Annotated in this window: 1 protein-coding gene; it reads right to left on the reverse strand. The window is 47.6% G+C overall.

What is annotated here, in order from left to right; all coding sequences use genetic code 11:
- Window positions 1-238: 238 nt before the first annotated feature.
- Window positions 239-1,480, reverse strand: coding sequence for an IS256 family transposase (locus EH55_RS11595; RefSeq protein WP_081839554.1), 1,242 nt, complete (start codon window positions 1,478-1,480; stop codon window positions 239-241).
- Window positions 1,481-1,795: the final 315 nt, after the last annotated feature.

The raw sequence follows: 1,795 nt of genomic DNA on the forward strand, positions 1-1,795 counted from the left end.
AGGCTATCGCGTTCTGGTTATAAGTTGATTGAGTAAGTATATACAATCGTGCTTTGACAAAAACGGGCCGCAAATATACGTACTTGGTAGTGTAACTTATTCTGTGTAAACCCCTTGCCCCTGGATCGATGTAAGACATCAAAGGGTTACCGTTACTGCTTCAGTATCACCATAATGACATACGCTATCCGGGCTGTCAATGGACTGCAGCCCGGACTTTTCTTATAGGCGTTTAGGGCTATTCCAGATCTCCGGGTTCTATGCGTTCCTCAAAGTAAATGCACAGCTGTGACAGAATTTTACTCCAGTCCCTGTCCCTGCCGGTCCACTTTTCAGTGATGTCCATCGTCGCAAGATAAAGGAGCTTGAGAAGGGCGTCGTCTGAGGGGAAGATCGTACGTGTTTTTGTCACTTTCCTGAGCTGCCGGTTGTAGTTCTCGATCTGGTTTGTCGTATAGATCATCCGGCGCAGCTCATAGGGATACTTGAAATAAGCGGATAACTGAGGCCAGTTGTTCCGCCAGCTCGCTACCGAAGACGGGTATTTCGAGCCCCACTTCTCTTCAAGTCTGTCAAGCCCTTCCTCGGCCTGCTCCAGTGTAGGAGCCTGATAGACACCCTTCAAATCATTCATAAAAGCCTTAATGTCCTTGTAAGAGACGAATTTTGTCGTGTAACGGATCTGATGGACGATGCAGCGCTGGACTTCGGCCTTGGGATATACGGCGCTTATCGCATCTGCAAAGCCTGTCAGGCCGTCGACGGAGATAATGAAAATATCTTCGGTACCGCGATTACGGATCTCGTTAAGGACACCGACCCAGTACTTGGCGCTCTCATTTCCGCCGACCCACAGGCCAAGGACTTCACGATGCCCGTCCAGTCTTGTCCCAATAGCAACATAAACGGCTTTCTTGACGGTTCGGCCGTCCTGCCTCACATTGAAATGCACGGCGTCCATAAAGACGACTGCATACTTTTTGGCCAGCGGCCGGTTCTGCCATTCTTTGGCAATCGGCAGAATTCGATCCGTCATTCGCGAAATCATTTCAGCAGAGGCATCCACACCGTAGATAGACTGCAGGTGAGCCGAGATATCCCGGGTCGTCATGCCTTTTGCATACATGGACAGGACCTGATCCTCTATATTTGAGATATCGGTCTGGTTCTTTTTGACTGACTGCGGTTCGAAGTCACCCTTGCGGTCTCTGGGGACGTCGATCGGGATATCTCCGGCCGAAGAGGTGACTGTTTTAGGGCTGTAGCCGTTGCGGCTGTCATCTGTATGCTTGTTCTTGTAGTCATATTTGCTGTAACCGAGATGGTCATCCATCTCGGCTTCCAGCATCTGCTGGATCGTATCTCCGAGAAGATCCCTCAGCATAGCCTGTACGTCCTGGGCGTCTTCCGGTTTGTAGTGGGAAAGGAGACTCTGAATAAGCGCTTTTCTTTCCGGTGTCAGTTTTCTCTGTCTTGCCATAAAAATATCCTCCTGGATTGAATTTATCTTAACACCAATCCAGGAGGCTTGCTTTCTTCTCTATGGAGTTTACACAGAATTTGTTATACTCTCGGATTTTTTTGTTTTTTTGAGCAACAAACCAAAAATAGGGGTCTAGACCTCATAAATAATTTCTACTGTTGTAGATGACGATACGCTCCAGTCTCCGGTGTTCGAGTCTAGACCTCATAAATAATTTCTACTGTTGTAGATTGAAACATACGCTTTGACCGCTATCGTGTCTAGACCTCATAAATAATTTCTACTGTTGTAGATAGGGATTAGGTGAAATGG

The sequence above is a fragment of the Synergistes jonesii genome, from assembly GCF_000712295.1.
Classification (GTDB): Bacteria; Synergistota; Synergistia; order Synergistales; family Synergistaceae; genus Synergistes; species Synergistes jonesii.

Coding starts and splice junctions, on each gene's coding strand:
- EH55_RS11595 (WP_081839554.1), bottom strand. CDS start 1,480: ATGGCAAGACAGAGAAAACTGACACCGGAAAGAAAAGCGCTTATTCAG.